The sequence below is a fragment of the Calidithermus terrae genome (assembly GCF_003574345.1).
GTDB lineage: Bacteria > Deinococcota > Deinococci > Deinococcales > Thermaceae > Calidithermus > Calidithermus chliarophilus.
Genome location: NZ_QXDL01000042.1, coordinates 1 through 23,211 on the forward strand (window position 1 = coordinate 1; position 23,211 = coordinate 23,211).

Genomic DNA, 23,211 nt, shown 5'->3' on the forward strand with positions numbered 1-23,211 from the left:
GGTGGGGAGCGAGGCCAAGGCCGAGGTGGTGCGGCGGCTGGGGGCCGACGCGGTGCGGGTGGGCTACGAGGGCTTCGCGCCGGAGGTGCTGGGGCTCACCGGCGGCACCGGGGCCGACCTGATCCTCGACTCGGTTGCGGGGCCGGTGTTCGAGGAGGGGATGCGCTGCTTAGCCCCCTTCGGGCGGCTGGTGGTCTACGGGCACGCCGGCGGGCAGGCCGGGAGCTTCGAGACGCGCCTTCTGCACCGGCAGACCAAGGCGGTCATCGGCTACAGCAGCGGGCACTACCGGCGCTCGAGGCCCGAACTGCTGCGGCCGAGCGTGGAGGCCGTGCTGGGGCACCTGCGGCGCGGGGAGGTGCGGCTCGAGATCGGCGCGCGCTTCCCCCTGGAAAAGGCCGGCGAGGCCCACGCCCTGGTGGAGAGCCGCCGGAGCGTGGGGAAAGTCCTGCTCTACCTGTAGCCTGGGGGCGGCATGACTCGAGTGCGAGCGACCGTACTGCCGGGGCACGGCGTGGCCTCGGGGCGTTCGGGCGACCCGCGCTTCCCGGGCGGGACCATCGCCCTGCAGAAGCCTTTTTTCCTCGAGCGCGGCCTGGACCTGAGCCCCTTCTACCCCGGCACCCTCAACCTCTCCCTCGCGCCCTGCCGCTACCGCGTCCTGCGCCCCAAGCACACCTTCCGCGGCGTTAAGTGGGCCGCGACCGAGCCCCCCGAGGACTTCTCCTTCTTCGACTGCCGCGTGGTCTGGAGGGGGCAGAGCTACGCCGGGCTGGTCTACTACCCCCACCCCGAGACCAAGCCCGAGCACTTCCAGCCCCCGGACGTGCTCGAGGTGCTGGCCCCGCGCCTGGAAGGGCTGGGGTACGCGGACGTGGTGGAGCTCGAGCTCGACCCCGCGCAGATCGCGGTGGACTGTTAAGGCCGCGTGAACAGGTAGTCCTTGGCCTTGGCGCCCGTGTGGCAGCCCACGCAAAGCTGCTGCTTGCCGGGCCCACCGAACTTCAGCACGTATTTCCCGCCTTCGGGCAGGTATTCCTCGTAGTACCAGCCCTCGGCGCGCTTCTCCATCACGGCGACGAGGGCGGGGGCGCCGGCGGGGCCGGTGGTCTTGACCACGATGCTGCCCAGCGGCAGCGCCTTACCGCCCTTCCACTCCCTGGCCGCGACCGGGTTGGCGTAGACCACCTTCGGCTGCCCGGCGTGGGGGCCGCCAGCGGGCAGGCCCTTATCGGCTACGACCTCCCACCTGGCGTATTCGGCGTACTTGGCCGGAACCCCGTTCAGACCGGCCGCCAGGGCCAAGGCCAGCAGCAGCGCTCCGCTCGATAAGCCTCGTCTCATCTCGAGCCTCCTGCCCGCCCGTACGCAGCTACGAGGCCGACGGGATAGCTCGAGCCGGGCCCGGCCTTCAGCCCCAATCGCTCAAACTTCCCTTTCGGTGCGGGAGAGCGGCCAGCTCGAGACCTCGTTGAGCGCGGCCACCTCCTCGCGGCTGAGCTGGAGGCTGGCGGCGGGCATCAGGTCGCGCAGTTGCGCCACGCTGTTGGCCCCTACGATGGGGGCGGTGACGTAGGGCTTGGCGAGCAGCCAGGCCAGCGCCACCTGGGCGGGGTGGGCGTTCCGGCTTGCGGCGACCTCGAGCACCTTGTCCAGGATGGCCCAGTTCTGCTCGTTCATGCGGCTGTTGGCGACGCCCTGCGCCCGCACGCTCTCGGGCAGGCCCTCGCCCCGCCGGTACTTGCCGGTGAGGAAGCCGCCCGCCAGCGGGCTGTAGGGGATCACGCCCAGGCCGTAGGCCTCGCACACCCGCGCGATCTCGCGCTCGAAGTTGGCGCGGGTGGGCTGCACCAGCGAGTATTCCGGCTGGACCGAGACGAAGGACTCGAGGCCGTGCTTGTCCGAGGCCCACAGCGCCTGCATCAAGCGCCAGGCCGAGAAGTTCGAGCAGCCGACGTAGCGCACCCAGCCCCGCCGCACCAGGTCGGTGAGGGTGGAGAGGGTTTCCTCGATGGGCACCTGGTTGTCAATCGTGTGCACCTGATAGAGGTCGATGTAATCGGTCTGCAGGCGGCGCAGCGAGTCCTCGACGGCCCGCAGAATCCACTTGCGCGAGAGCCCCTCGCGCTGCAGGGGGTGGTTGCGCCCCTCCGAGCCGTTCTGGCCCATCGGCCCACGCACCTTGGTGGCGATCACCACCCGCTCGCGGTTGCCCCGGCTCTTCATCCAGCGCCCGATGATCTCCTCCGAGACCCCGCCGGGGTTGTTGGGGACCCAGTTGGAGTAGATGTCGGCGGTGTCGATGAGGTTGCCCCCCGCCTCCACGAAGGCGTCCATCACGGCGTAGGAGGTCTCCTCGTCGGCGCTCCAGCCGAATTGCATGGTGCCCAGGGCGATGGGGTGCACGAAAAGGCCGCTCTTGCCGAGTCTGCGGTAGCTCATGGGCGGGATTGTACCGCCAGGGAGGGAGGGGGGCAGGATGGTTGGGTTACAAAGGGCGGGGAGCCGCCCGCCGCCAGCTATCAGCCGTCAGCTCGTAGCTCGTGGCCTGTGGCGTGTGAGGGTTTATCCCCCCAGCCCCCCTTGCCAAGGGGGGAAGGAAAGCACGTTTGGCGTTTTGCGTACGGCGTAGGACGTACGACGCACCACCCGCGCCCGGCGTTCAGCTACCGGCCATCGACCATCCCTCAAGCCTTCGCCGGCTCGAGCACGTCCTCCAATACCTGGGTGAAGAGCTCGACGGCGGTGTCGGCCTCTTCCTGGGTCAGGATCAGGGGCGGGGCCAGGCGCATGGCGCTGGGGCCGGCGCCCAGGACCAGCAGGCCCTTCTCGTAGCAGCGCTGGACCACCTTGTCGCGCAGGGCGGGGTCGGGGGTCTTGGTCTGGGGGTCGGCGACGAACTCGAGGCCGATCATCAGGCCCTTGCCGCGCACGTCGCCCAGGCGGGGGAAGCGGGGCTGCAGGGCGCGCAGACGGCCCATAAGGTACTCGCCCACCCGGGCGGCGTTCTCGGTGAGGCCCGCGTCGAGCAGGTCCAAGGTGGCGTGGGCGGCGGCCACGCTCACCGGGTTGCCGCCGAAGGTGGTGCCGTGGGCGCCGCTGGGCCAGCTCGAGACCTCCTCGCGGAAGATCACCGCCGAGAGCGGGTAGCCCGAGGCCAGGCCCTTAGCCATCACCACGACGTCGGGCTTCACGCCCTCGTGCTCGGCGGCCAGGAAGCGCCCGGTGCGGCCCGCGCCGGTCTGCACCTCGTCGAGCACCAGCAGGATGCCGTGCTCGTCGCAGACCTCGCGCAGCAGCTTGAGGAAGCCCTGCGGGGGCACGACGTAGCCGCCCTCGCCCTGGACGGGCTCGACGAAGATGGCGGCCACGTCCTCGGCGGGGACGGTGTGCTGGAAGAGGTCGTCGAGGCTCTCGCGCAGCCGCTCGAGGGCGTCGGGCTGGCGGTAGGGGTTGGGGTAGGGCAGGTGGCTCACGCCGGGCACCAGGTTGCCGAAGCCCTTGCGGTACTTGCTGTTGGAGGCGGTGAGCGAGAGCGCCCCCATGCTGCGCCCGTGGAAGCTGCCGCTGAAGGCCAGGAAGAAGGGGCGGCGGGTGTGGTAGCGGGCGAGCTTCATCGCGGCCTCGATGCCCTCGGTGCCGGAGTTGCCGAAGAAGACCCGGTAGCCCCCGCCCAGCTTGCCGCTCAGGCGCTCGGCCAGGGCGATCTGGGGCTCGGAGGGGATCACGGCGAAGCACAGGTGCTGCAAGCGGGCGGCCTGCTCGGTCACGGCCTGCACCACCTTGGGGTGGGCGTAGCCGGTGGTGTTGACGGCGATCCCGGCCATCAGGTCGAGGAAGCAGTTGCCGTCCACGTCCCACACCCAAGAGCCCTCGCCGCGCTCGGCCATCACGGGGTAGCCGCGGGCGTTGGAGGTGGAGAGCACGGCCTTGTCGCGTTCGAAGAGGGCCCGGGCGTTGGGGCCGGGGAAGGGGAGTTTGACGGAGGGTTTCATGGGGCGCTCCTGATCACTGCCGCAGCGCGGTCTGGTGGGAGTAGGTGCTCTCGAAGATCTTGTCGGCGTTGCCGGCCTCGAAGCCCTCGCGCCGGTGCTCGCGGCGCAGCTCGGGCTTGGGCAGGTGGGCGAACTCGGGCAGCGGCCTGCGCTCGGCGAACTCCACGTAGGAGCCCGAGATCTTGTGCTTCTCGCCCCCCGCGAACTCGGCCTCGATCATCTCGGCCACGGTCGAGCTCTGGATCAGCAGGCCGTCGGGGCTGACCTTGGCCTTGCCGCCGGAGGTGTTGAGCTTGAAGCCGTGGCGCTCGAGGAAGGCGTTGAAGGCGGGGATGGTGTCGTAGCCCTCGGGCAGGTTGTGCACGCTGACGGTGTAGTGGTTGAGGTAGTAGCGGTTGTAGATGACCCACGCCGCGTACTCGCTCTCCTCCTGCAAGCGCTGGTAGTCGGCCCAGGTGGGCAGCCGCCACAGCGCCTTGTGCAAGAACTCGTCCACCTGCCGCCAGTCGTCGAGGTCGAGGGAGTCCACGGGGTCGCTCTTCACCTCGTCGGTGTAGGAGGTGATGATGGCCTGGGCGGTGGGGGAGAGGTCATCGACGCGCAGCTCACTGATGAAGATGCGGGGGAAGGCGGGGCTGGGCGGGCTGTACCAGTGGGCATTGAGCTTCTTGGCCTCGAAGTTGTAGCGGTCGCGGCGGGTGTAGCCGTAGTGCAGGAAGATCTTCTCGAGCGAGGCGATGCCGAGCTGGGGCACGCCCATGGTGCGGAAGGCGATGTGGTCGTTCTCCACGTCCTCGGGGCGGGAGATGAGGCCCTCCTGGGTCATGGCCCGCAGGATGGCGGGCACGTCGGGCACGCGCTGCTGGTAGCGGCGCATCAGGCCGTCGAGCACGGCTTGGAGGGTCTGGAGCTTGGCAGGCTGGGACAATTGGCTCATGTGTATAATTGTATACAATATCGGGGGCGTGCGGTGTCAAGTTCGGGAAGCCGGGCGTAGGGGTTGTACGTCCTATGTCTTACGTCTTACGTCGTACGTCGTACGCAAGACGCAAGACGCCAAACGCCAAACGCCAAACGCTAAACGCCAAACGCTAAACGCTAAACGCAAGACGCTTTAGCCCTTGGCTATCGGCTATCGACATTATTGGACCGGGGGAAACCGCAGACAGGAAGCTGAAAATGGCGATAGGATTGAGCCAGCGTATGGACCTCGGACAGATCGCCAAGGCCCTGGGACAGCGCAGCCAGACCACCCCCGAGACGGTGGCGGCGGTGCTGCGCGAGGCCATCGCCAAGGGCATCCTGCGGGCGGGGCAGCCTCTGCGGGGTGAGGAGATCGCCCAGCAGATGGGCGTCAGCCGCATCCCCGTGCGCGAGGCGCTGCGGCAGCTCGAGGTCGAGGGGCTGGTGCACTACTACCCCAACCGCGGGGCCTTCGTCGCCGACCTCGACACCGAGCAGATCCGCGAGATCTACGAGATCCGCATGATGCTCGAGGTCGGCGCCCTGCGCCGCGCCGTGCCCAGGCTGGGGCCCGCGCAGTTGCAGCAGGCGCGGCAATTGCTCGAGGCCACCGAGGCCGCCGAAGACGGCGGGGAGTGGGGGCGGCTGGAGGTCGGGTTCCACGAGGCGCTCTACGCCCTCGAAGACCGCCCGCGCCTGGCCCGCATGATCGACAACCTGCTCAACATCGTTGACCGCTACTGGCACATGCACGGCCTCACCCTCAAGCACCGCGCGGTCTTCGAGCGCGACCACCGCGCCTTGTGGCAAGCCTGCCACGACCGCGACGTAGAGCGCGCGGTGAGGCTCTTGGAACAGCACCTCGAGCGCTCGGCGAACCTGCTGATCGGGGAGCTCGAGGGTAGGGCGGTGAAGTAGGCGGGCGGGCGAGGCGTCGGGCGCTGATGGCCGGTAGCCGGGCGCGGGTCGTGCGTCGTACGTCGTACGTCGTACGCAAGACGCAAGACGCCAAACGCAAAACGCAAAACGCCAGACGCCGGTCGTGCGGCCTACGTCGTACGTCGTACGTCGTACGCCAAACGCCAAACGCAAGACGCAAGACGCCTGGTTCCCCCCTTAGCAAGGGGGGATGGGGGGGATAAACCCTCCCCGCGGACGGGGAGGGGTTTTCCACGAGCTGATGGCTGGCGGCTGACCGCTTCCTTCCCCTTCACGACCCCAGCACCGGCGCCTGGTGCACGTAGGCGTTCTCCTTCAGCTCGCGCAGGATGAAGTCGGCCACGTCGGCGCGGGGGATGCGGCCGCGGCCGGGGGTGCCGACCTTGTAGCGGCCGGTGCGGGGCTCGTTGGTGAGGCCGGTGGGCCGGACGATGGTCCAGTCCAGGCCGCTGTTACGGATGATCTCCTCCTGGCGCTCGTGGTCGAGCAGGGCCTCGCGCAGCAACAGCCAGGCCGCGTAGCCTATGAGCCCTTTGCGGCTGTCGCCCACGCCGAAGGAGCTCACGGCGATGAGGCGGCGCACGCCGTGCTCGAGCATGGCCCGCACCACGTTGGCCGTGCCCTCGCTGCGCACCCGGCAGTCGCCGGAAGCCCTGCCCCCCAGCGCGACGATCACCGCGTCCTGGCCCCGGACCGCCCTGCCGACGGCGGCAGGGTCGAGCACGTCGCCGCGCACGACCTCGAGCTCCTCGAAGGGCTCCAGGCGCGCCGGGTTGCGCGTGAAGGCCGTGACCTCGTGCCCCAGCGCGTACGCCTGCTCCACCAGGTGCCGCCCCGTGCCCCCTGTGGCTCCAAAGATGACGACCTTCACGGCGACCTCCGGAATTTCGGACCGGAGGCCAGCATACCAAAAAGCCGCCGGGACGCACTTCGGTGCGCCCCGGACGTTGTTCCGGCGTACAGTCCTATTCGAGGATCTTGACCCGTACCGACGGGCCCTCGCTCTCGCCCGGGCGGCGCACCTGGTAGGTGTGCTCGCCCGGGGCGGGCAGGCTGGGCAGGGTGAGCGACCAGCCGCCGTTGGCGCCCACGGTGACGTCGGCGATCTTGGCGCCGTTGTCGTAGACCTCGAGGGTCTCCCCCGCGTTGCCCGTGCCCTGCAGGCTGAACTCGTCGGCCCGCAGCTCGGCCCCGTCGGAGGGCGAGGTGATGGCGAAGGTGGCGGGAAGGGCCGCGGGCTGGGCGGCCGCTTGGGAGAGCGCGGCGAAGGGGACCGGGCTGAAGAGCCGGTAGCCCCAGCCGGGCAGGATGCCCAGCAGCACCACCAGCGCGGCGGCGATGACCAGGGGGGCCGTGGAGGAGCGGCCGGTGGCCAGGCTCAGGCCGCCCGCGCTCGAGCCCGAGAGCACCGGGGTCCCGGCCAGCCCGGCAGCAACGGGGGCTCCCCCCTCCTCGCGGGCCTCCTGGCGCCGGTCGATGAGCAGGTTGAACAGGCGCAGGTAGTAGTAGGCGGCCACGGCCGAGGTGAGCAGCGCCAGCACCAGCAGGCCCCACTGCTGGGCCCGGGCGGCCTCGAGGAAGACCAGCAGCTTGCCCCAGAAGCCCGCGAAGGGCGGCAGCCCGGCCAGCGAGAGCAGGCCGATGCCCATCGCCACGCCCAGCACCGGCTTGCGGTAGAGCAGCCCGCGCAGGCGCTCGTAGGGCACGTCGCCTTGGGAGACGGCGGCCAGCACCGCGAAGGCCAGGCCCGTCGAGAGCGCGTAGACCAGCAGGTAGAAGCCGATGGCGGGGGCGCCGGTGCCGCTGAAGAGGCCCAGACCCACGTACCCGGCGTGGGCGATGGAGGAGTAGGCCAGCAGGCGCTTGCTCTCGCGCTGGGCCAGCGCGCCCAGGTTGCCGAAGACCACGGTGAGGGCGATGAGGGCGCCGAGCCCCAGGCCCCACAGGCCCTGGTCCTGCACGTCCAGCACCCGCACCAGCGCGGCGAAGCCCGCGGCCTTGACCGCCGTAGCCATCATCAGCGAGACGGTGGTGGGGCTGCCCTGGTAGACGTCGGGGGTCCACCAGTGGAAGGGCACCAGGCTGACCTTGAAGGCCAGCGCGCCCAAGATCAGCAGCAGCGCGGTGACGTACAGCGGCCCCGAGCCCTCGGCCCCGGCGTTGAAGGAGCCGGTGGCGCCGAAGTGCAGCGCGATGCCGTAGAGGAAGATGGCCGCCGAGAGCGCGCCCAGCAGGAAGTACTTCAGGCCCGCCTCGAAGCCGCGCTCGTCGCGCCGCCAGGTGGCGAGGACGTACAGGGGCAGCGAGAAGACCTCGAGCGCCACCAGCAGCACGGGCAGGTTGGGCGAGGAGGCCATGAAGTGCATCCCGGTGGCCGCGTAGACCAGCAGCAGCGGGAACTCCCACTTCTCGGTGCGCCCGATGATCAGCGCCCACAGCACGCCCAGCAGGGCCACCATCGTGAAGCCCTGCGACACCGAGTCCACGACGTAGAGCCCGCCGAAGGCGGTCTGCTCCTGGCCCCAGGTGAGGAAGAGGTAGGCCAGCGTCGCCCCGACGCTGCCCACCGCCACCCAGCGGGTGACGCGGGGGGGCACGAAGAAGCCCAGCAGGGTGAGCACGACGCTGGCCGCGCCCAGGAGGTAGAGGGTGATCACGCCCCACCTCCCAGCAGCTTCGCCAGCGCCTCGGAAACCGGGTGGATCAGCTCGGTAAACATCTTGGGGTACAGCCCCACCAGCAGGGTCGAGGCCACCACCGCCACCCCGAAGACCCACTCGCGCGGGGTGAGGTCGGGGACGGTGCGGTTGGGGCTCTCCTGGAAGAGGGCCTGGTAGGCGGTGAGGGCGTAGGCCGCCGCCGCGATCACCGCGGTGAAGGCGACGAAGGTGAGCCAGGGGCTGGCCTTCCAGGCGCCCAGCAGCGCCATGAACTCGCCGGGGAAGCCCGAGAGGCCGGGCAGGCCGATCATCGCCATGACCAGAAACATCGTCAGCACGCTCAGCGCGGGGGCGCTCTTGGCGATGCCCCGCACCGGGCCGATCTCGAGCGTCTCGGTGCGCTCGGCGATGCGGCCCACCACCAGGAACAGCCCGCCGGTGTAGACCATCGAGGCCGCCAGCAAGAACAGCGCCCCGGTCACCCCCTCGGCGTGGCCGCTGAACAGGCCCAGCGCGCCCAGGCCCATGTGGCTCACGCCGCCGTAGGCCAGCAGGCGCTTCCAGTCGCGGGCGGCGAAGGCCAGCCAGGCCGCGTAGATCGCGCCGAAGGCCGCCAGGAGCAGCAGCAGGCCCTGGAACTGCGCGAAGCCCTCGGGGGCCAGCGGGATGGCCCACTTGAAGAAGGCGAAGAGGCCCACCTTGTACAAGGTGCCCATGGCGTCGGCCAGGCCCGAGGGGTGGTTCTCGGCGTGGAAGGAGGGCAGCCAGGCGTGCAGCGGGAAGAGCGGGGTCTTGACCGCGAAGGCCACCAGGAAGCCCAAAAAGACCCAGGTGGCCGCGGCCCCGCTCACCGGGTTGGCCGCCAGGTCGGCGTGGAGGAAGCTGGGCGCGCCGCCCAGGTAGCGCACCGCGAAGACCGCCGCCAGCATGGGCAGCGAGCCCACCAGGGTGAAGAGGGCGAAGGTGTAGGCCGCCTTGAGGCGCTCGCGCCCGCCGTAGAGCCCCAGCATCAGCAGCGCGGGGATCAGGGTGGCCTCGAAGAAGACGTAGAAGAGGACGAGGTCGGCGGCGGCGAAGATGCCCAGCAACCCGGTCTCCATCAGCAGCGCCCAGCCCAGCATGCGGGTGGGCACCTGCGCGACGTACAGCGCCAGCAGGGTGGTGAGGCTCACGGCCAGCCACAGCATCAGGCCCACGCCGTCGAGGCTGAGGGCGTAGTACATCTGGATGGGCTCGAGCAGGAGGGTCTGCGAGGCGTAGCCCGCGCCCTCGCCCTGGAGCCCCGCGAAGAGCCAGGCCGCGAGCAAAAAGGTCACGCCGGCGGCGGCCACGGCGAAGGTGCGGCCCAGGCTGGGCCAGATCAGCAGGGCGATCCCCGCCAGCAGGGGGAGGAACAGCCCGGCGTGTACGAGCGCGTCCATCAGCGGATCACCCCCACGAGGATCAGGAGCACGGCGGCCACCAGAAGGCCGGCCGCGTAGAAGCGCAAGTAGCCGGTCTCGAGCCGCGCCAAGAGCCCGCCCAGCGTCCCGGTGACGCTGCCGAGCCACTGGAAGCCGGTGAGCACGCCGTTATCGGCGTCGAAGAGGATCTTGGCCACGCTCTTGAGCGGCTTGACGATGAGGGCGTTGTAGACGTCGTCGGCGTAGAAGCTGCGCAACGAAGCCTCCTGGAAGCGGGCGAACCACGCCGGCAGCCGGCCCGCCGCCTCGGCCTGGAAGAAGCGGTAGCCGTAGTACAAAGCGCCCACCGCCACCGCCGCCGAGACGAGGATCAGGGTCCACTCCTCCATCACCGGCAGCTTCTCGTGCTCGTGGTGGACGATGACCTTGTTGAGCCAGGGCTCGAGGAAGTTCTTGTACTGGATCACGTAGGGCAGGCCCACGAAGCCGGCGAAGAGCGAGCCCAGGGTGAGGACGTGGTTGGGCCAGGTCATCACCGAGGGGCTCTCGTGCGGGTGTTCGTGGCCGCGGTACTTGCCCAGGAACACCAGCACGAACCAGCGCATCGAGTACAGCGCGGTGAGGGCGGCCACCAGCAGCATCACGAACCACACCGCCGGCGAGTACTCGTAGGAGTAGGCCAGGATCGCGTCCTTCGACCAGAAGCCCGACAACAGCGGCAGGCCACCCAGCGCCAGCGCGCCCACCAGGCCGTGGATGCGGGTCTGGGGCAGGTAGTTCCACATCCCGCCCATCTTGCGCACGTCCTGCTCCCCGCCCAAAGCGTGGATCACCGAGCCCGAGGACATGAACAGCAGGGCCTTGAAGAAGGCGTGGGTCATCACGTGGAACATCGCCACCCAGTACGCCCCCACCCCGGCCGCTACGAACATGAAGCCGAGCTGCGAGAGCGTCGAGTAGGCCACGATGCGCTTGATGTCGGTCTGGCCGAAGGCGCACAGCGCCCCGTAGACCGCGGTGATCGTCCCGATCAGCACGATCCAGAAGGACACGTCGGGCAGGTCGAAGTAGAGGAAGCTGTTGCGGCACAGCAGGTAGACCCCGGCCGTGACCATGGTCGCGGCGTGGATCAGCGCCGAGACCGGGGTGGGGCCCGCCATCGCGTCGGGGAGCCAGACCATCAGGGGCACCTGCGCGCTCTTGCCGATGGCCCCCACGAACAGCAGGAAGGCCGCCAGGGCGAGCGCGGCGTTGTTGAGGCCCACGGCCAGCTCGCCCTCGGGGGCAATGGCCTCGCGCAGCTCGGAGATGGAGAGGGTACCGAAGTTGGCCCACAGCACGCCCATGCCCAGCAGGAAGCCCAGGTCGCCGATGCGGTTGACGATGAAGGCCTTGCGGGCCGAGTCGCCGTTGACGCGGTCGGCGTACCAGAAGCCGATGAGCAGGTAGCTCGCCAGCCCCACGCCCTCCCAGCCGATGAACACCACGGGGAGGCTGTCGCCCAGCACCAGCACCAGCATCGCCGCGATGAAGAGGTTGAAGTAGCTGAAGAAGCGGCTGAAGCCGGCGTCGCCGTGCATGTAGCCGATGGCGTAGACGTGAATCAGGAAGCCGATCCCGGCCACGATCATCACCATCAGGCCGGAGAGGTTGTCGAGGGCGAAGAAGAGGGGGATGCCGGGGAGCCAGTCCTCCAGCCCCCACCGCGCCCCTCCCTGCGCCAGCAGCACCACGCCCAGCACGAAGCTGCCCAGCACCAAGGCGCTGGCGACGACGCCCGGCGTGGGCTCGTGCATGCGCTTGCCCCACAGGCCCAGCACGGCGAAGCCCAGCAGGGGCAGCAGGATGATCAGCGGTAGCAATACGGTCTCTTGCATACGTTAGCCCTTAAGCCCCCTCAGCTCGTCGATGCCGGTGGTCTCCCGGCGGCGGAAGATCGCCACGATCAGCCCCAGCCCCACCGCCACCTCGGCCGCGGCGATGGCGATGACGAAGAGCGTCACCACCTGCGCGTCGAGGCTGCCCCACTGCTTGGCGAAGGCGATGAGGGCCAGGTTGGCGGCGTTGAGCATGAGCTCGATGGAGAGGAAGACCAAAATCGCGGTGCGCCTCGAGAGCACCCCGTAAGCGCCGATGGCGAAGAGGAGCGCGGAAACCACCAGCCAGCTCATCGTTCGACCATCTCCTTCAGCTCTTCCGAAGCGCTCTTGGTGACCTTCTCGGGCACGATGCGCTCGGGCTCGACCAGCACCACCGCCGCGATGGTGGCCACCAGCAGCAAGAAGCCCACCACCAGCAGGGCGTAGAGCCACTTCTCGGGGCTATACAGCAGCGGCCCCAGCGCCTGCGGCAGGCCGCCGCCCAGGGGGCCGGGGTTGGGGGGGGCCGTGAAGCGGGTCACGGCGTAGGTCAGCACCCCGGCCAACCCCAGCGCGCCCACGACGGCGGGGACCTGTAGCCCCGGCAGGATGTCACGGCCCACGTGGGCCTGGGCGGCCGACAGCAGCATGATCACGAAGAGGAACAGCACCACGATGGCCCCGGCGTAGACGATGATCTGGGTCATCGCCACGAAGCGGGCCTCGAGCCCCACGTACACCCCGGCGATCACCAGGAAGTTGGCGATGAGCGCCAGCGCGGCGTGCACCGCGTTGGAGGCCCGCACCACCACCAGGGCGCTCAGGAGCAGCAAGGCCGCGGCGAGCAGTTCGGCGAAGCTCATTTCTTGCCTCCGGGCTTGCCCACCCCGAGCTGCCGCGCGATGGAGGCGCGCTCGGGGTCCTTGAAGACGGGGGCCTGGAAGCCCTCGAGCTCCGGCCGCACGTAGGGCACCGCGTAGCCGCGCTTGACCTCCTTGCCGGTGTAGGCGGCCTCGCGGCGCTGGGGCTTGGTGCCCTGCACCTCCACGAGCATGTCCTCCTTGCCGTAGACGAGGTCGGAGTAGCGGTAGTCGGCCATCTCGAAGTCGTAGCCCAGCACCACCGCGCCCGTCGGGCAGGCCTCCTCGCACAGCCCGCAGAAGATGCAGCGCAGCATGTTGATCTCGTAGACCTTGGCGTAGCGCTCGCCCGCGCTCACCGGGTTCTCGGGGTCGTTCTCGGCGGCCTCGACGTAGATGGCGTAGGCCGGGCAGATCGCCGCGCACAGGCTACAGCCGATGCACTTCTCGAGGCCATTGGGGTGGCGAGTAAGCACGTGCCGCCCGTGCCAGCGCGGCTTGAGGGCCACCGGGGCGTCGGGGTAGGAAACCGTCACCGGCTTGGAGAACAGCGCCTTGAGGGTGATCCCCAGGCTCTGGGCCAACGCAGTCACACTCATGCTTTACCTCCGGGGGTGAACAGCGCCTGGGAAGCCGGAGGCTCCACCGCGCCCTGCGGGGCGGCCTGGGCGCTGGAGCCGTTGACCGCGACGTAGAAGGCCACCACCAAGAACCACACCAGCGCCACCGGGAACAGCCGCCCCCAGCCGAAGCGCATGAGCTGGTCGTAGCGCAGGCGGAACCAGGTGGCCCGGATCCAGATGAAGAAGAACAAGAACAGCGCGATCTTGAGGAACATCCACACGTAGGGGATGTCGGGGATGAAGCCCGGCATCTTCCAGCCGCCGAGGTAGATGGTGGGGATCAGCGCCGAGGCGGTGATGAGGTGCACGTACTCGGCCATCTGGAACAGCGCCCACTTGATCGAGGCGTACTCGGTGTTGTAGCCGCCCACCAGCTCCTGCTCGGCCTCGGGCAGGTCGAAGGGGGTGCGCGCGGCCTCGGCCATCGAGGCGATGGTGAAGAGCACGAAGGCCGGGAACATCGGCAGGATCAGCCAGACGTGCTTGTCCTGCCACTCCACGATGTCCTGGAGGTTCAAGGAGCCCACCAGCATCACCGGGGCCAAGAGGCTCATGCCCAGCGCCAGCTCGTAGGAGATGAGCGCGGCCGAGGAGCGCAGCGAGCCCAGCAGCGAGTACTTGGAGTTCGAGGCCCACCCGGCGAGGAAGATGCCGTAGACCGCCATCTCGCTCACCGCGAAGAGGTAGAGGATGCCCACGTCGAGGTCGATGACCCAGGGGTCGAAGCCGAAGAAGGCGCCCTCGGGCCCGAAGGGGATCAGGCCGAAGCCCACCAGCGCGAAGGTGATGGCGATGATGGGCGCCAGCACGAAGACCACCTTGTCGGCCTTGGCGGGCACGATGTCCTCCTTGAGGATGGACTTGATCGCGTCGGCCAAAGGCTGCAGCAGGCCCATCGGGCCCACGCGGTTGGGGCCCCAGCGCACCTGGAAGCGCGCCAGCAGGCGGCGCTCGATCAGGGTCATGTAGGCGAAAGCGGTCAGCAGGCCGAAGACCACCAGAAAGGCCTTGATGCCGACCATCCACAGCGGATCAGTCATAGGCGCCCTCCATCGGGACCAGGACCCGGGCCGGCACGCTACGGCCTGACCAGGCTCCCAACGCAGGCAGATACATTACCCCCGCGGGCAGGCCCTCCACAACCTTGACCGTGGCCCGCTCGAGGCCCCTGGGGGTCTCGACCTCCACCGCCGCCCCGTCGATCAGGCCGTGCTCGCGCGCGGTCTCGGGGCTGGCCTCCAGCCGCACCTGCACCACCTTAGCCACCGCGCCCACGAGCTGCTCGCGCCGCCACATGCTCGGGCGCAGGTAGAGCGGGCCCGCCGTGGCCGGGGTGCCGAAGCTCGCCGCCTTGCCGCTCCAGAGGCCGCCCAGGCCGGGCAGCTTGTACTGGTCGTGCAGGGTCTTGGCGGCCTGGCGCACCAGCCGCACCGGGGGCTTGAGCCCGGCGGCCTCGGCCAGCAGGGCCAGGGCGGCCACCGCGCCGTCGGCCTCGCCGTTGTTGATCCCGGCCGGCTCCAACGGCAGCACCCGGCCCTCGAGGTTGACGGTCTGGCCGCGCTTCTCGTAGGCGGTCTGGTTGGGCAGCACCACGTCGGCGTAGCGCTCGGCCAGCGGGCTGAGGTGGGTCAGGTGCAGCACCCGGAAGCCGGCGGCCTTGAGCTGCTGCTCGCTGGGGAGGTAGCCCCAGTAGGCGGCCTTGAGGCCGCTCTCGGTCCAGGACACGCCGCCCTTGCCGGGGTAGAGGCCCAGGGACTCCAGGCCGCGGGCGTTGGCGGCGGGGGTCATGCACATGACCTTGGCGCCGTGCTTCTCGGCCAGGGCGCGGGCCTTGGCGGCGGCCAGGGGGTCGTTGAGCACGGCGGCGCCCAGCACCAGGGTGACCCCGCCGGCCTCGAGCCTCCCCTTGGTCCAGGCCACGGCCTCGGCGCCGACGCCCTCGGGGAGGGCCTCGCTCTGGCCCAGCAGCGCGGCCAGCAGCGCGGCCTCGGCGCCCGGGGCGTGGACCCCGGAGGCCCCCGCCCACTTGGCGATGCGCACCGGGTAGGGGCTGAAGAGCGCGAGCTTGTTGCGGTCGCGCTCCATGCGCTCCTTGATGTTGAGGTTGGCGAAGGGGGTGCCGTGGTTGAGCGGCGCGGCCGGCTTGAGGCCGCGGGTCAGCTCGGAGAGGCGCAGGTGCAGGACGGGGGCCTCCTCGCTGGGGTCGCCCAGCACCAGCACGAAGCTCGAGTCGAGCAGCTCGTCGAAGGTGGCGGCAGGGAAGGCGGTGGCGGGGCTGTTGGTGCGGCCTTCGAAGTCGCGGTGGGGGGTGCCCAGCGCCTCGGCGAGCTCCACGGCGGCCAGGCCCTCCTCGAGCGTGGCGTTGCCGCCGAGGTAGACGCCGATCTCGCCCTTGCCGACCCCCCCCAGCCCGGCCTTGATGGCGGCGAGGGCTTCCTCCCAACTGGCCTCCACCAGCTTGCCCTCACGGCGCACCAGCGGGCGCCGCACGCGGCCCTCGTTGACCCACTCGTGGCCGAAGCGGGCGGCGTCGGAGATCCAGGTCTCGTTGACCTCGCGGCGCTCGGCGGCGCGGATGCGCTCGAGGGCCCCGCTGCGGGTATCGACGATGATCCCGGAGCCGGTGGCGTCGTCCATCGAGGTGGTCTGGGTGGAGTCGTACTCCCAGTTGCGCGCGCGGAAGCGGGCGGTCTGGTCGAGCAGGGCGCCCACCGGGCAGATGTCGGTGATGTTGCCGCTGAAGTTGGAGGGCAGCCCGTCGTCCTCGGTGTTGATGAAGGTGTGGACCCCGCGCTCGATGAAGTCGAGGACCTCGTCGCCCGGCACCTCCTCGAAGTAGCGGATGCAGCGCTTGCAGTGGATGCAGCGCTCGCGGTCGAGGACGATGAACTCCGAGAGCGAGTGGTGCTTGTCCACGTGCCGCCGCGTCATCTCGTAGCGGGTGTACATGGGCAGCTCCAGCGGCTGGGGGTGGTAGAACTTCTCGACCAGCCCGTACTCGTAGGAGCGGTCCTGCAGCTCGCAGGCCCCGCCCTTGTCGCAGGTGGGGCAGTCGAGGGGGTGGTTGAAGAGGGTGAGCTCGACCATCCCCGACTGGGCGTGCTTGACCTCGTCGGAGAGGGTGTCGATCACCATGCCGTCGGTCACGGCGGTGATGCAGGAGGCGGCCAGCTTGGGCATCCAGAAGATCTTGGGCTGGCCGTTCTCGTCGAGGATCCAGTTGCCGTCGGGCCCCTTGCGCGGGGCGCCGGTGCGCACCAGGCACATCCGGCAGGCCCCCACGGGCGAGAGGTGCCGCTCGGCGCAGAACAGCGGCACGTCGTAGCCCGCGTGGAATATCGCGTCCATGGCGGAGGTGCCGTTGGGCACCTCGACCACGCGATCGTTTACGGTCACTTTAGCCATCCGTCACCTCAATCAAGCCCAGCGGCTTCCCGCGCGCTCGAGCGCCTTCTTGTTCTCCACCACGTCCACGAACTGGTCGCGGAAGTGCTTTAAGCTGCCGCGCACCGGCCAGCAGGCCGCGTCGGCCAGGGCGCAGAAGGAGCGGCCCTCGATCTGGTTCAAGAGGTCCTCGAGCAGCTCCACGTCGCCCTTCTCGCCGTGGCCGGTGCCCATCTTCTCGAACAGGCGCACCATCCAGCCCGAGACGCCCTCGCGGCAGGGGGTGCACTTGCCGCAGGACTCGTGGCCGTAGAAGCGGGTCACGTTCCACATGGCGTCCACCATGCTCATGCTGGCGGGGATGCCGATGACCCCGCCCGTGCCCAGCAGCGAGCCCTTGGCCGCGATGGACTCGTAGTCCATGGGGGTGTCGAGGATCTCGTCGCTCCAGGGCAGCGGCGGGCAGGAGGAGCCGCCGGGGATGATGGCCTGGATGGGCTCGGTGGGGCCCCCGGCCCAGTCGTAGAGCAGCTCGCGGAAGGTGGTGCCCAGCGGCAGCTCGTACACGCCGGGGCGCTTGAAGGGCCCCGACACCTGGAAGAGCTTGTGGCCGCGCGACTTCTCGGTGCCCATGCTGGCGAACCAGTCGGCGCCGCGCTCGATGATGTGCACCGCGCTGCACAGCGACTCGACGTTGTTGATGGTCGTGGGCTTGCCCCACAGCCCGGCCTGGGCCGGGAAGGGCGGCTTCATGCGCGGGTTGGCGCGCAGGCCCTCGAGGCTGTTCATCAGCGCGGTCTCCTCGCCGCAGATGTAGGCCCCGGCCCCCCGGTGCACGTAGAGGTCGAACTCGAAGGCGGTGCCGAAGAGGTTGGAGCCCAGGTAGCCGCGCTCGCGGGCCTCCTTGATGGCCGCCGCCACGCGGTCGTAGGCCCGGCGGTACTCGCCGCGGATGTAGATGTAGCCCTTGGTGGCCTGGATGGCGAGCCCCGCGATCATCATGCCCTCGATGAGCTGGTGGGGGTCGTCCTCGAGGAGGTAGCGGTCTTTAAAGCTCCCCGGCTCGCTCTCGTCGGCGTTGCAGACGATGTAGTGCTGCTTGCCGGTGTTCTTGGGCATGAAGCTCCACTTCAGGCCGGTGGGGAAGCCCGCCCCCCCGCGCCCGCGTAGGCCCGACCGCTTGACCTCCTCGATCACCGCGTCCTGGCCCATGACCAGGGCCTTCTGGATGGCCCGGTAGCCGCCGTGGGCGAGGTAGTAGTCCAGCGTCCAGGACTTGTCCTGGCCCACGTGCTTGTAGAGCGTGACCTCGAAGCGGGGGTCCTTGCCCGAGGTAATGGGTCCGTTGCTCATGCGCCCACCTCATCGCCGCGGTTGTGCACGACGTGCCCCGCCTTGCCGGGGAGCTGGATGTCCTCCAGGCGCTTGCCCTGGCGCAGCCCCTCGAGCAGGGCCCGCAGGCGGGCCTTGGTCACGCACTCCACGTAGGGCTCGTCGTTGACCTGGATCACCGGCGCGGTGTGGCACGAGCCCAGGCACTCCACCTTCTGGATGCTGAACAGCCCGTCGTCCGAGACGTCGCCGCGCAGGATCTGAAGCTCGTTGACCAGCTCGTCCCACAGCTCGTCGGCCCCGCCGATGGCGCAGGAGAGCGTGGCGCAGACCTGGATGTGGTACTTGCCGGTGGGCAGGGCCTGGTAGTAGCTGTAAAAGCTCATCACCCCGGCCACCTCGGTGGCGGTGGCGCCCACGAGCTGCCCGATCTCTTCCTGGCGCTCGGGGCTGATCCAGCCCTCGTCCTGCTGCACCCGGCGCAGCAGGGGCATCAGCGCCGCGCGGCGCTCGGGGTACTGGCTGAAGACCTCGGCCAGCCATTCCTGTTTGTCGTCGAAGAATCCCATTCTTCCTCCGTCTTACGTCTTACGTCCTACGTCCTACGCGTTCGGCACCTGGCGCAGGACGTAAGACGTAAGACTCATCGATTCATCGATCCACGTCCCCCATCACCGGGTCCAAAGAGGCGATCACCACCACCATGTCGGCCATCTGCACGCCCTTGCAGGCGTAGGACAGCGACTGCAGGTTGACGAAGCTGGGGGCGCGCACCTTGACGCGGTAGGGCATCGAGCCGCCGTCGGAGACGATGTAGTAGCCCAGCTCGCCGCGGGCGCTCTCGGTGGGCACGTAGACCTCGCCCAAGGCCGGGTGGAAGCCCTCGGTGACGAGCTTGAAGTGGTAGATCACCGCCTCCATCGAGGTCTCCAGCAGCGCGCGCGGGGGCAGCGAGACCTGGGGGTTGGGGTCGCGGACGGGGCCGGGGCCGATGTCCTCCAGCCGCTCGACCGCCTGGCGGATGATCTTCACCGACTCGCGCATCTCGAGGATGCGGATGACCATGCGGTCGTAGACGTCGCCGCCGTGCAGCACGGGCACGTCGAAGGAGTAGGTCTCGTAGCCGGAGTAGGGGTAGGCCTTGCGCACGTCGTAGTTCACGCCGCTCGCCCGCAGGCTGCCGCCGGTGAGCGAGAGGTTGATGGCGTCCTCGGCCGGGATCACCGCCACGCCCTTGGCGCGCTCGTAGAAGATGGGGCTCTCGCGGAAGAGCTTCTCGTACTCGTCGATGCGGTCGGGCATGACGGCGAGGAACCTCTTCATCTCGCCGAGGAACTCGGGGGGCAGGTCCTCCTTGAGCCCGCCGATGCGGACGTAGTTGTGGTGGAAGCGCTGGCCGGAGACCCACTCGAAGAGGTCGAGCACCGCCTCGCGCTCGCGGAAGGCGTAGAAGAAGGGGGTGAGCGCGCCGAAGTCGAGGAGGCCCGTGCCCAGGAAGACCAGGTGCGAGGCGACGCGCGAGAGCTCGTTGAGCATCACCCGGATGGTCTGGGCGCGGATGGGCACCTCGGCCCCCACCAGCCGCTCCACGCACAGGGCGTAGGCCAGGTCGTGGGCGAAGGAGTGGAGGTAGTCCATACGCGGGGTGTAGGTGATGTCCTGCGTATAGGTCCGGTTCTCCATCGTCTTCTCGAAGCCGGTGTGGAGGTAGCCGATGTGGGGGGTCAGGCGCAGGATCTGCTCGCCCGAGAGGTCAACGACCACGCGCAGCACGCCGTGGGTGGAGGGGTGCTGCGGCCCCACGTTGAGGGTCATGATCTCCGACTTCAGCTCCGGGGCGTCGTCGATGTCGGCGCCGAAGCTGGTCTTGGAGTGCAGCTCGTCGTCGGGCCGGATGGGTTCTTTGAGCATCAGTTGCCCCCTTCCTTCGCCACCTTCTGGATCTCCTCGAAGACGTCCTGGTAGCCCTTGCGGCTGCCGCCGCGCCAGCCGGTCATGCCGCTTTCGTGCCCGGTGAGCCCGGCGCGGAAGGAGTCGGGGTCGATGAAGCGGCCCTCCTTGAAGAGGGTGGGCGTCTCGCCGATGGGGAAGTCCTTGCGCAGGGGGAAGCCCTCGAGGTCTTCGGGGGTGAGGATCTTGCGCAGATCCGGGTGGCCCTCGAACTTGATGCCGAACATGTCGTAGACCTCGCGCTCGAGGAAGTCGGCGCCCAGCCAGAGGTCGGTGAGGGTGGGCACGACCGGGTTGCTTTCGGGCACGAAGACCCGCACGAAGAAGCGGCTGCCGTCGCCGCTCTTGTAGCCGGGCATGGACACGAGCTCGTAGACCACGCAGAAGCGCTCCGGCTTCTTCTGGGGGTACTTGAGGTAGTCGAGGCCGACGATGTCGGCGAGGTAGTTGAAGCCCTGGGTCTTCCAGGTCTCCATCTGGGCCTTGAAGAGGCTGCGGGGCAGGGTGACCCAGGTGTTGCCGTAGGCCTGCTCCACCGGCCAGCCGTGGTTCTTGGCCTGCTCGAGCACTTGCTGCAGTCGCTGCATCGCTCCTCCTCAGCGCTTCCAGGCCTCGACCGAGGGCAGCTTGCGCCCTAAGTCGTCGCGGGCCTTGCCCTGCACCTTCTTCTGCAGCTGCATCACCGCGTAGATGAGGGCTTCGGGGCGGGGCGGGCAGCCGGGCACGTACACGTCCACCGGCACCACGCTGTCAACGTTCTGCACGATGGCGTAGTTGTTGAACATGCCGCCGGAGGAGGCGCAGGCCCCCATGGCGATGACCCACTTGGGGTCGGGCATCTGGTCGTAGACCCGGCGCATCACCGGGGCCATCTTCTTGGAGAGGCGCCCGGCCACGATCATCACGTCGGCCTGGCGGGGCGAGGCGCGGAAGACCTCCGAGCCGAAGCGGCTGAGGTCGTTGCGCGCGTCGGTGGAGGCCATCATCTCGATGGCGCAGCAGGCGAGCCCGAAGGTCGCGGGCCACAGGCTGTTGGAGCGCCCCCAGGCCACCAGCTTCTCCAGCGTGGTGAACAGGATGCCCTCGTTCTCAAGCTCCTGCACGTCCTTGGTGAACAAATCGGCGATCGTCGGCATTCAAAGTCTCCCTAGTGCCACTTCATGACGCCCTTCCACCACTCGTAGACGAAGCCCACGAACAGCAGCACGGTAAAGATCAGCAGGCCGATGAAGCCCACGACCCCCAGCGACCCGGCGCTCACCGCGTAGGGCCACAAGAAGGCCACTTCCACGTCGAAGATGATGAAGAGCATGGCGATGGCGTAGAAGTGCACCGGGAACCGCTTGACCTCGCCCGCGGGGTCGTTGCCCGACTCGTAGGGCATCAGCTTGGCCCGGCCCGGCTTCTTCGGCCCCAGAGCGGCCCCCACCACCACCGCCAGGATCCCGATCGCCAGGGCGACGGCGACGTACACCAGAACTGCCAGGTATTCACTGCCAGGTGACGCTGTCATCCGTTTCTTGCCTCCTCGCTCGTGCCTCAGTTCACATACTGGTTTACAAACTGAGAGCACTTCGCGTTTTTATCTGGCCTAGTTTACACCTTCACATGCCTCTCACAAGCCGGGGGGCTTGCAATAACCGGACAGGCGCGGGGGCGGACGGGCCCTGCCCCGACTGCTCCTCCCCTGATATCTCCGGGGCCTGCCGCTGGCCCGGATTTTTATACGGTCTGGCTGAGGGTACTCGGATCTTTAATCCGCTCGTCCGGCGCAGGCCGGGAGCCGGTGGGTGGGGTGCTGCTCAGGTCAACAGTGTAGCGCCTCGGGCGGTCCATAACCTGGACGGGGTTACCTTCGGCCCCCAGCCGCCGGGGCCGGGGAGGAAGCGCGCGGAGGCTAAACCCCCTCACCCTCCGGCGCCGCCTCGTTTTATTTTTGACTTATTCAGATGCTTCCGTTATGTTATTACAGTAACGAACCTTTATCAACGCCCCTTGCTCGAGGAGGAATCATGGGTGGGACTCGGCTCCTGGTATCCACGCAGAAAGGGCTGTACGTGCTCTCGCAGGGCGAGGACGGCTGGGCGCTGGGCCAGCCGCTGCGCTTCGGGGAGATCGTCAACGACGCCGTGGCCGACCCGCGGCCCGGGGGCCGCTGGGTGGTGGCGACCCGCACCGGGCACCTGGGGCCCACCGTGGTGTGGTCGGACGACCTGGGCCAGAGCTGGCGGGAGAGCCGCAAGCCCCCTGCCTTCCAGCCCGGCAGCGGACGCTCGGTGGACACGGTGTTCTGGCTGACCCCCGGCCACCCCCGGCAGCCCGGCGTGTGGTGGGCCGGGACCGCCCCGCACGGGCTGTTCCGCTCGGAGGACGGCGGCGAGACCTGGGAAGAGCTGACCCCCTTCAGCGACTACCTCGCCGGGCTCAAGGGGCTCGAGGGCTACGCGGGCTTCCTGGGCGAGACCCCCGGCGGGGCCATCACCCACTCCATCCTGATCGACCCGCGCGACCCCGATCACCTCTACGTGGGCCTCTCCACCGGCGGGGTCTTCGAGAGCGAGGACGGCGGGAATAGCTGGGCCCCCTTGAACCAGGGCCTCGAGGCCGACTTCCTGCCGCCCCCGGCCGAGGGCCCCTACCACCTCTTCGGCCAAGACCCCCACCGCGTGGTGATGCACCCCCTCGAGCCCGACCGCCTCTACCAGCAGAACCACTGCGGCGTCTACCGCCTCGACCGCCGCGAGGGCCTGTGGCACCGCGTGGGCCGCAACCTGCCGCCCGAGGTCGGCGACATCGGCTTCGGCGTCGCCGTCCACCCCACCGACCCCGACACCGCCTACGTCTTCCCCATGGACGGCACGAGCGTGTGGCCCCGCACCTGCCCCGAGGGCCGCCCGGCGGTCTACCGCACCCGCGACGCGGGCTGCACCTGGGAAGCCTGCCGCGAGGGGATGCCGGAGCGGGCCTGGTGGACGGTCTTCCGGCAAGCCTTCAGCGTGCACCCCTCCGACCCGCCCGCCCTCTTCTTCGGCACCACCTCCGGCGAGGTCTGGGGCAGCCTCGACGGCGGGGAGCGCTGGAGCAGCCTCGCGGCCCACCTGCCCCGCGTGCTCTCGGTCCGCCCGGTGGGGAGCTATCAGTGAAGGTCTGGCTCTCCTCGCACTTCCGCGAGTACACCGGCGGCCAGGCCGAGGTCACGCTCGAGGCCCCCTCCCCCACCCTCGCCGCCCTGATCGCCGCCCT

The 23,211-nt window shown here is 69.2% G+C and carries 23 protein-coding genes; 4 read left to right on the top strand and 19 right to left on the bottom strand.

Translation table 11 applies throughout. From position 1 onward, the window contains the following. Together Mterra_RS06750 and Mterra_RS06755 are read left to right on the top strand one after the other, a co-directional pair. Positions 1-463, top strand: a 463-nt coding sequence (locus Mterra_RS06750; protein ID WP_147372578.1) for a zinc-binding dehydrogenase, incomplete at its 5' end; no start/stop codon positions are given. 12 nt (positions 464-475) lie between these two features. Continuing rightward, a complete protein-coding gene (locus tag Mterra_RS06755; protein WP_119314495.1) occupies positions 476-922 on the top strand; it encodes a hypothetical protein in 447 nt (148 codons plus the stop codon). On the opposite strand, the gene Mterra_RS06760 is transcribed toward Mterra_RS06755, so the two are convergent. The 4 genes from Mterra_RS06760 to Mterra_RS06775 form a co-directional block, all read right to left on the bottom strand. Next, positions 919-1,344, bottom strand: coding sequence for a cytochrome P460 family protein (locus tag Mterra_RS06760; protein ID WP_119314496.1), 426 nt, complete (start codon positions 1,342-1,344; stop codon positions 919-921). The genes Mterra_RS06755 and Mterra_RS06760 overlap by 4 nt on opposite strands. A gap of 81 nt (positions 1,345-1,425) precedes the next feature. Beyond that, complete coding sequence (locus Mterra_RS06765; protein WP_119314497.1) at positions 1,426-2,442, bottom strand: aldo/keto reductase; 1,017 nt, start codon at positions 2,440-2,442, stop codon at positions 1,426-1,428. Positions 2,443-2,687: 245 nt separating this feature from the next. Then, on the bottom strand, positions 2,688-3,995 hold the full coding sequence (locus Mterra_RS06770) for an acetyl ornithine aminotransferase family protein (RefSeq protein WP_119314498.1): 1,308 nt from the start codon (positions 3,993-3,995) through the stop codon (positions 2,688-2,690). A 13-nt stretch (positions 3,996-4,008) separates the two neighbouring features. Continuing rightward, entirely contained in the window at positions 4,009-4,932 is a 924-nt protein-coding gene (locus Mterra_RS06775; protein ID WP_119314499.1) for a DUF1338 domain-containing protein, read from the bottom strand. A gap of 266 nt (positions 4,933-5,198) precedes the next feature. Between Mterra_RS06775 and Mterra_RS06785 the strand changes: the two genes are divergently transcribed. Then, complete coding sequence (locus Mterra_RS06785; protein WP_170159576.1) at positions 5,199-5,876, top strand: GntR family transcriptional regulator; 678 nt, start codon at positions 5,199-5,201, stop codon at positions 5,874-5,876. A gap of 292 nt (positions 5,877-6,168) precedes the next feature. Here Mterra_RS06785 and Mterra_RS06790 read toward each other — a convergent pair whose 3' ends face one another. From Mterra_RS06790 to Mterra_RS06860, 15 genes are all read right to left on the bottom strand, one after another. Then, positions 6,169-6,768 (bottom strand): NAD(P)-dependent oxidoreductase, encoded by a 600-nt coding sequence (locus tag Mterra_RS06790; RefSeq protein WP_119314501.1) that lies wholly within the window; start codon positions 6,766-6,768, stop codon positions 6,169-6,171. Between the two features lie 94 nt (positions 6,769-6,862). Beyond that, positions 6,863-8,554, bottom strand: a complete 1,692-nt coding sequence (locus Mterra_RS06795) for an NADH-quinone oxidoreductase subunit N (RefSeq protein WP_119314502.1) — start codon at positions 8,552-8,554, stop codon at positions 6,863-6,865. Next, a complete protein-coding gene (locus Mterra_RS06800; protein WP_119314503.1) occupies positions 8,551-9,978 on the bottom strand; it encodes a complex I subunit 4 family protein in 1,428 nt (475 codons plus the stop codon). The genes Mterra_RS06795 and Mterra_RS06800 overlap by 4 nt, the downstream gene beginning before the upstream one ends. Further along, on the bottom strand, positions 9,978-11,837 hold the full coding sequence (gene nuoL, locus Mterra_RS06805) for an NADH-quinone oxidoreductase subunit L (RefSeq protein WP_119314504.1): 1,860 nt from the start codon (positions 11,835-11,837) through the stop codon (positions 9,978-9,980). The genes Mterra_RS06800 and nuoL overlap by 1 nt, the downstream gene beginning before the upstream one ends. Positions 11,838-11,840: 3 nt before the next feature. Next, positions 11,841-12,131 carry an NADH-quinone oxidoreductase subunit NuoK gene (nuoK, locus tag Mterra_RS06810; RefSeq protein WP_027893869.1) on the bottom strand — a complete coding sequence of 97 codons (291 nt, stop codon included), beginning with the start codon at positions 12,129-12,131 and terminating at the stop codon, positions 11,841-11,843. After that, positions 12,128-12,682 (bottom strand): NADH-quinone oxidoreductase subunit J family protein, encoded by a 555-nt coding sequence (locus Mterra_RS06815; RefSeq protein WP_119314505.1) that lies wholly within the window; start codon positions 12,680-12,682, stop codon positions 12,128-12,130. The genes nuoK and Mterra_RS06815 overlap by 4 nt, the downstream gene beginning before the upstream one ends. After that, entirely contained in the window at positions 12,679-13,278 is a 600-nt protein-coding gene (nuoI, locus tag Mterra_RS06820) for an NADH-quinone oxidoreductase subunit NuoI (protein WP_119314506.1), read from the bottom strand. Before nuoI ends, Mterra_RS06815 begins: the two co-directional genes overlap by 4 nt. Then, positions 13,275-14,342 (bottom strand): NADH-quinone oxidoreductase subunit NuoH, encoded by a 1,068-nt coding sequence (nuoH, locus tag Mterra_RS06825; RefSeq protein ID WP_245971550.1) that lies wholly within the window; start codon positions 14,340-14,342, stop codon positions 13,275-13,277. Before nuoH ends, nuoI begins: the two co-directional genes overlap by 4 nt. After that, positions 14,335-16,707, bottom strand: a complete 2,373-nt coding sequence (locus tag Mterra_RS06830) for an NADH-quinone oxidoreductase subunit G (RefSeq protein WP_119314507.1) — start codon at positions 16,705-16,707, stop codon at positions 14,335-14,337. The genes nuoH and Mterra_RS06830 overlap by 8 nt, the downstream gene beginning before the upstream one ends. Before the next feature lie 12 nt (positions 16,708-16,719). Next, entirely contained in the window at positions 16,720-18,039 is a 1,320-nt protein-coding gene (nuoF, locus tag Mterra_RS06835) for an NADH-quinone oxidoreductase subunit NuoF (RefSeq protein WP_119314508.1), read from the bottom strand. Then, a complete protein-coding gene (locus tag Mterra_RS06840) occupies positions 18,036-18,587 on the bottom strand; it encodes an NADH-quinone oxidoreductase subunit NuoE family protein (protein ID WP_119314509.1) in 552 nt (183 codons plus the stop codon). The genes nuoF and Mterra_RS06840 overlap by 4 nt, the downstream gene beginning before the upstream one ends. Before the next feature lie 82 nt (positions 18,588-18,669). Further along, positions 18,670-19,833, bottom strand: a complete 1,164-nt coding sequence (nuoD, locus tag Mterra_RS06845) for an NADH dehydrogenase (quinone) subunit D (protein ID WP_245971551.1) — start codon at positions 19,831-19,833, stop codon at positions 18,670-18,672. A gap of 95 nt (positions 19,834-19,928) precedes the next feature. Further along, positions 19,929-20,555: an NADH-quinone oxidoreductase subunit C gene (locus Mterra_RS06850; RefSeq protein ID WP_119314510.1), complete on the bottom strand. Its 627-nt coding sequence runs from the start codon at positions 20,553-20,555 to the stop codon at positions 19,929-19,931. A 9-nt stretch (positions 20,556-20,564) separates the two neighbouring features. Further along, a complete protein-coding gene (locus Mterra_RS06855; RefSeq protein ID WP_027893861.1) occupies positions 20,565-21,104 on the bottom strand; it encodes a NuoB/complex I 20 kDa subunit family protein in 540 nt (179 codons plus the stop codon). A gap of 11 nt (positions 21,105-21,115) precedes the next feature. Then, positions 21,116-21,481: an NADH-quinone oxidoreductase subunit A gene (locus tag Mterra_RS06860; protein ID WP_119314511.1), complete on the bottom strand. Its 366-nt coding sequence runs from the start codon at positions 21,479-21,481 to the stop codon at positions 21,116-21,118. 499 nt (positions 21,482-21,980) lie between these two features. Between Mterra_RS06860 and Mterra_RS06865 the strand changes: the two genes are divergently transcribed. Then, complete coding sequence (locus tag Mterra_RS06865; RefSeq protein ID WP_119314512.1) at positions 21,981-23,111, top strand: glycosyl hydrolase; 1,131 nt, start codon at positions 21,981-21,983, stop codon at positions 23,109-23,111. Positions 23,112-23,211: the final 100 nt, after the last annotated feature.

What these genes read in the sequence shown, in the direction of transcription:
- Mterra_RS06755 (WP_119314495.1), top strand. Translation starts at nt 476, where the DNA reads ATGACTCGAGTGCGAGCGACCGTACTGCCGGGGCACGGCGTGGCCTCG.
- Mterra_RS06760 (WP_119314496.1), bottom strand. Translation starts at nt 1,344, where the DNA reads ATGAGACGAGGCTTATCGAGCGGAGCGCTGCTGCTGGCCTTGGCCCTG.
- Mterra_RS06765 (WP_119314497.1), bottom strand. Translation starts at nt 2,442, where the DNA reads ATGAGCTACCGCAGACTCGGCAAGAGCGGCCTTTTCGTGCACCCCATC.
- Mterra_RS06770 (WP_119314498.1), bottom strand. Translation starts at nt 3,995, where the DNA reads ATGAAACCCTCCGTCAAACTCCCCTTCCCCGGCCCCAACGCCCGGGCC.
- Mterra_RS06775 (WP_119314499.1), bottom strand. Translation starts at nt 4,932, where the DNA reads ATGAGCCAATTGTCCCAGCCTGCCAAGCTCCAGACCCTCCAAGCCGTG.
- Mterra_RS06785 (WP_170159576.1), top strand. Translation starts at nt 5,199, where the DNA reads ATGGACCTCGGACAGATCGCCAAGGCCCTGGGACAGCGCAGCCAGACC.
- Mterra_RS06800 (WP_119314503.1), bottom strand. Translation starts at nt 9,978, where the DNA reads ATGGACGCGCTCGTACACGCCGGGCTGTTCCTCCCCCTGCTGGCGGGG.
- nuoL (WP_119314504.1), bottom strand. Translation starts at nt 11,837, where the DNA reads ATGCAAGAGACCGTATTGCTACCGCTGATCATCCTGCTGCCCCTGCTG.
- nuoK (WP_027893869.1), bottom strand. Translation starts at nt 12,131, where the DNA reads ATGAGCTGGCTGGTGGTTTCCGCGCTCCTCTTCGCCATCGGCGCTTAC.
- Mterra_RS06815 (WP_119314505.1), bottom strand. Translation starts at nt 12,682, where the DNA reads ATGAGCTTCGCCGAACTGCTCGCCGCGGCCTTGCTGCTCCTGAGCGCC.
- nuoI (WP_119314506.1), bottom strand. Translation starts at nt 13,278, where the DNA reads ATGAGTGTGACTGCGTTGGCCCAGAGCCTGGGGATCACCCTCAAGGCG.
- nuoH (WP_245971550.1), bottom strand. Translation starts at nt 14,342, where the DNA reads ATGACTGATCCGCTGTGGATGGTCGGCATCAAGGCCTTTCTGGTGGTC.
- Mterra_RS06830 (WP_119314507.1), bottom strand. Translation starts at nt 16,707, where the DNA reads ATGGCTAAAGTGACCGTAAACGATCGCGTGGTCGAGGTGCCCAACGGC.
- nuoF (WP_119314508.1), bottom strand. Translation starts at nt 18,039, where the DNA reads ATGAGCAACGGACCCATTACCTCGGGCAAGGACCCCCGCTTCGAGGTC.
- Mterra_RS06840 (WP_119314509.1), bottom strand. Translation starts at nt 18,587, where the DNA reads ATGGGATTCTTCGACGACAAACAGGAATGGCTGGCCGAGGTCTTCAGC.
- nuoD (WP_245971551.1), bottom strand. Translation starts at nt 19,833, where the DNA reads ATGACCCTCAACGTGGGGCCGCAGCACCCCTCCACCCACGGCGTGCTG.
- Mterra_RS06850 (WP_119314510.1), bottom strand. Translation starts at nt 20,555, where the DNA reads ATGCAGCGACTGCAGCAAGTGCTCGAGCAGGCCAAGAACCACGGCTGG.
- Mterra_RS06855 (WP_027893861.1), bottom strand. Translation starts at nt 21,104, where the DNA reads ATGCCGACGATCGCCGATTTGTTCACCAAGGACGTGCAGGAGCTTGAG.
- Mterra_RS06860 (WP_119314511.1), bottom strand. Translation starts at nt 21,481, where the DNA reads ATGACAGCGTCACCTGGCAGTGAATACCTGGCAGTTCTGGTGTACGTC.
- Mterra_RS06865 (WP_119314512.1), top strand. Translation starts at nt 21,981, where the DNA reads ATGGGTGGGACTCGGCTCCTGGTATCCACGCAGAAAGGGCTGTACGTG.